Genomic DNA, 4,799 nt, shown 5'->3' with positions numbered 1-4,799 from the left:
GGGGCAATTTGGTAATGCATTCCCCGTAAGGTTCCTTTTTTGAAGTTGAAGGATAAGTTACATTGAGCTACAACTGGTTTTAAACCATGTTGCTCAAACTCTTGGGCACAAAATGTTCGAGCGAAAAAACCACGGTGGTCGTGCTTTTCTTCGAGGTCGATAATTACTGCGCCATTAAGTTCTATTTCCGTGAAAATCATACAACTGTTGCCTCTAGGTTAATGATTGGTAAACACTACAATTTTCTAGGTTAAGTAGAAATGCTACTAACTTTTAGCATATTCTGGATTGGGTTTTAGAATATGAAAATATCAACAAGTTCTGTTTCCTCTATGCAAAATTATAATTTTTTAGTCACGGATAAAAATATCATAGATATTAACTACGATTGAAAGTGGGAATAGCAATAGTGAGCAACTTATTCATAAGTAAAAGCAAACACGAATCTAAAGTTGATGCCGATACATGATTAACCATCAAGGGATAAGCAAGAGAAATGATATTATCCTGCTTGCATTGAAAAAATATTATGCAATTAGCATTAATTTCTGGGCAGTGGATTGATAGATTTTTACCTCTGGAATCGGAACCACAAACTGTCCTCCCCATTCACCAATAAATGTCATTTGTTCTATAATTTCTTCCTTAAGATTCCAAGGTAAAATTAAGACGTAATCGGGCTTGGTTTCTTTAATTTTATCGGGGTTAAGAATGGGAATGTGAGTACCAGGTAAATACAAACCTTGTTTGTGGGGATTGAGGTCTACAGTGTAATCGATAAAATCTGTACCGATACCACAGTAATTTAAAAGTGTATTACCTTTGGCTGGTGCGCCGTAACCAACAATAGTTTTACCTTCGGCTTTAGCTGCTAACAAAAAGCTTAAAAGTTTACGCTTTGTTTCTTTGACTTTTTCGCCAAATTGTGATATAGGTTTCAATCTTGTCGAGTCCAGCAGCGACTTCTTTTTCCTTGAGTATATAAGTGCGATACTCCTGCTGGGAGTGGCTGTCGCCATCGCAAATAGCCGGAAACTCTGCATCATCGTGTTTCGCGTAAATCCGCAGCGAACCACCATGTGTTGGCAGTTCTTCCACATCGAATAATTTTAAACCATGTGCGGCAAAAATCTTTTCAACAGTTAGAAATGAGAAGTATGAAAAATGTTCGTGGTAAATTGTGTCAAATTGGTTATGTTCTATGAGTTGTAAAACATGGGGAAATTCCATTGTTAAAATGCCATTTGGCTTCAGGATGATTTTCATCCCGGCAATAAAGTCATTTAAATTTGGTACGTGGGCTAAAACGTTATTTCCTAGTAAAAGGTCGGCTTGTTTACCTTGTAAAACTAGCTCTTTTGCTGTTTGTACACCAAAAAATTTAACGACGCTGGGAATACCTTTTTCTTCAGCAACTTTGGCGATGTTCGCAGCAGGTTCAATTCCCAGTACTGGAATTTTTTTCTCGACAAAATATTGCAGTAAATAACCGTCATTACTGGCAATTTCAATAACTTGACTATCTTGATTAAAACCAAATCTTTCCACCATTAAATTGGTATATGCTTTCGCATGTTTCAACCAACTTTCCGAGTAGGAAGAAAAGTAAGCATAGTCGCTAAAGATATTATCGGGAGTTTCAAATTGTTCGAGTTGAACTAATAGGGTATCTTCGGAAACGTAAGCATGAAGCGGGTAAAATTTTTCGGCTTGGTTGAGTCTATCTGGGTTGAGATAGGCATTTGCTAAAGGCGACATTCCTAAGTCAACGAATGTGTGACGTAATGGCTGTCCACTGAAACGACATTGTGCTTTACCCATGATGTAAACTTCTCCCTGAGAGTAATTTTAATGTAATGATTTGATGATGGATTAATAATGTTGAAAGTTATCTTTGGTAAATGCTTTAGTTCTTGAAAAAAACTAAAGCACTTATTCAGCGCAAATGCTTACACCCAGAAGAAATCTTTGTCTATTTGTTGGGTGCGAATCAGATATTCTAATTGCTTCAAACGAGTAAAACCTCTAGAAGTAAAAGTTTCTTCAGTCATATCGATTTGTTTGAAGACATCATATAACTGTTGTGCGCCACGTTGAGCATTCCAATCGCATTTAAAACCAGGTAGAAGCGTATTGATTTTCTCAAACGAAACTCTGTAGCTACGGTTGTCTGCACCATTTTCACCAAAGCTGAGTTTGCAACCCGTGAAAATATTCGCGACAGTCTCAGCAATTTCCTTAACGCGATAATTATTAGAGGTGTCACCAACGTTAAATATTTGATTGTGAATGATGTCGCGGGGTGCTTCTAAAGCACAAACAATGGCTTTGCCAATATCCAGGGCATGAACCAATGGTCTCCAAGGTGTACCATCACTAATCATTTTGATTTCTTTGGTTGTCCATGCCAAACCTGCCAAGTTGTTTAATACAATGTCAAACCGCATCCGAGGTGAAGCACCGAAGGCTGTGGCATTCCGCATGAACGTAGGGGAAAAGTCATCATCAGCAAGGGGTTGCACATCGCGTTCAACCAAAGTTTTGCACTCAGCGTAGGCAGTTTGGGGGTTGACTGGAGATTCTTCAGTGACATCACCTTCTGTAGCCACACCGTAGACGCTACAGGAAGACATATATACGAAGCGACGTACTCCTGATTCTTTTGCCAGTTTGGCAAGACGTAGAGAACCTTTATGGTTAATATCGTATGTAATGGTTGGCGAGAGTTGACCTGTGGGGTCATTTGATAGTTCCGCCATATGCACGATCGCATCTACACCTTGCAAGTCTTCATTGGTGATATTGCGGATGTCTTTATTTAATGTTTTTGCGGTGATTTGAGTGCCATTATATAGCCAACCCACTTTGTAGTAACCTGTATCCACACCAATGACTTCGTGTCCGCGATCGCTTAATAAAGTCGGTAACAAAGAACCTAAATAACCTTCTGTGCCGGTGACGAGTACTTTCATTTTGTTTTAATTCCTTAATGTATTAATTTCTATGCTTTAATTGCAGTTGCTAAGTGCGACTGTTCGGGAATTTCCGCAACAATTGCTTTCCCGATTTCAATGGATGATGTGGCTGCTGGTGATGGTGCATTGCACACATGGACGCAATTTTGACCGTGAATAATCAAAAAGTCGTCCACAAGTTTGCCGTCTTCCATCAATGCTTGAGCGCGAACCCCCGCATGACAGGGAACTAAATCCTCAGCTTGAACTTCTGGAATCAGTTTTTGCAAGCTTCGTACAAAGGCAGCTTTACTGAAGGAACGAATGATTTCTTGGATACCTTCATCAGCATGTTTTGCAGCTAGTTTCCAAAATCCGGGGTATGTCATCACCTCGGCAAAATCCCCTAAATCAAAGTCAGTTTTCTTGTAACCTTCCCGTTTGAAGCTAAGTACTGCATTTGGTCCTGCGTGAACACTGTTATCAATCATACGTGTAAAGTGTACACCCAAGAAAGGAAAATCTGGATTGGGAACTGGGTATATCAAGGTTTTGACGAGATAACGCTTGGACGGGGTAAGTTCGTAATATTCGCCACGGAAGGGTACAATTTTTGCTTTGGGGTCAACTCCACCTTTTTTAGCAATGCGATCGCTATGCAATCCAGCGCAGTTAATTAAGAAGCGAGTCTCAAAGGTTCCGTTATTGGTTTCGAGGATTTGATTTTTACCACTGGGAACTATCCGTAAAACTTTGGTGTTGAGACGCAAATCGCCACCTTGATTTTGGATAATTTCGGCATATTTGAAACAAACTTGTTTGTAATTCGCAATACCTGTTGAATAAACGCGAATCCCCGCAACACAACTCACATGGGGTTCAACTTCTCTAACTTCTTCGGGAGATATGCGTTTTACTTCAATACCATTTTCTAAACCTCGGTTGTAGAGGCTTTCTAAGCGAGGAATTTCTGCTTGATTAGTTGCAACAATTACTTTACCACAAACTTCATGGTCAATATTATGTTCTTGACAAAATTGCACCATTGAAGTTGCACCATCACGGCAAAATTTAGCTTTGAAACTTCCAGGTTTATAGTAGACTCCGGAATGGATTACACCGCTATTATTTCCAGTTTGATGAAATGCCCAGCTACTCTCTTTTTCTAATACCAAAATCCGAGCATTAGGATAGCGTTTTCCTAAAGCCATGCCAGTGGAAAGACCGACAATTCCTCCACCAATTATGGCAAAATCATACATTAGCGCACTAGCTCCCTGTAAGTATAACTTGGTTTGATATGACAATTGAAGCGTCGAAATAAATACCATTTCTCGATCAAAAATGCTTTGTTCCCCGACTATGGAGACGTTACAGCTTAATGTCTCTATTGCTTCCCCAACCTCAGTTGGTTTCTGGATTTTGCACTAATTCATCTAGAAGTAGTATCCTAAACAATCATAAATTAAAAGTTGTTATGTAGAAATAGCGAGTCTTTTATTGTGTCCAATATTCAATCATTTCTCATCTAATATTCCTAATTCTCAAGCGATTAACTTGGAGCATAGATTACTATTAGCAAACGATTCTTTGGGTACTAACAATAAAAAATAGTCTTTCTCTAAATCCAATCTCAACTTTGATTTTTTTTGATTAACACAGAACTAATTAACACCAAAACTTCTAACTGGAATCTCTCTAACTATCTAATACCAATTACTTGTGAAGCCGCACATTATTTTGATTCCTCCCAACCTCCCCTTACTAAGTGGAGCTGCCACAGGCGGGCAGTATTTTTTATGCCTCTTCACATTAAAATTGGCAAACTTATAGCTGCTTTAGTAA

At 39.0% G+C, this 4,799-nt stretch carries 5 protein-coding genes; all 5 read right to left on the bottom strand.

The genetic code is table 11. The annotated features are described in order from the left end of the window. A partial coding sequence (locus CK510_RS26390) for a dTDP-4-dehydrorhamnose 3,5-epimerase family protein (RefSeq protein WP_143289450.1) occupies positions 1-200 on the bottom strand: 200 nt, incomplete at its 3' end. A gap of 327 nt (positions 201-527) precedes the next feature. Further along, positions 528-956, bottom strand: a complete 429-nt coding sequence (locus tag CK510_RS33680; RefSeq protein WP_245912449.1) for a methyltransferase C-terminal domain-containing protein — start codon at positions 954-956, stop codon at positions 528-530. After that, on the bottom strand, positions 892-1,821 hold the full coding sequence (locus tag CK510_RS26385) for a class I SAM-dependent methyltransferase (RefSeq protein ID WP_245912448.1): 930 nt from the start codon (positions 1,819-1,821) through the stop codon (positions 892-894). The genes CK510_RS33680 and CK510_RS26385 overlap by 65 nt, the downstream gene beginning before the upstream one ends. A 128-nt stretch (positions 1,822-1,949) precedes the next feature. Beyond that, on the bottom strand, positions 1,950-2,972 hold the full coding sequence (locus CK510_RS26380) for an NAD-dependent epimerase/dehydratase family protein (protein ID WP_095724490.1): 1,023 nt from the start codon (positions 2,970-2,972) through the stop codon (positions 1,950-1,952). A gap of 29 nt (positions 2,973-3,001) precedes the next feature. Then, a complete protein-coding gene (gene lhgD, locus CK510_RS26375) occupies positions 3,002-4,216 on the bottom strand; it encodes an L-2-hydroxyglutarate dehydrogenase (RefSeq protein WP_095724491.1) in 1,215 nt (404 codons plus the stop codon). Positions 4,217-4,799 lie beyond the last annotated feature (583 nt).

The organism is Brunnivagina elsteri CCALA 953 (genome assembly GCF_002289455.1).
Classification (GTDB): Bacteria; Cyanobacteriota; Cyanobacteriia; order Cyanobacteriales; family Nostocaceae; genus Brunnivagina; species Brunnivagina elsteri.
Note: the sequence above shows the minus strand (reverse complement) of the source record. Positions and strands in the feature narration are given on the sequence as shown.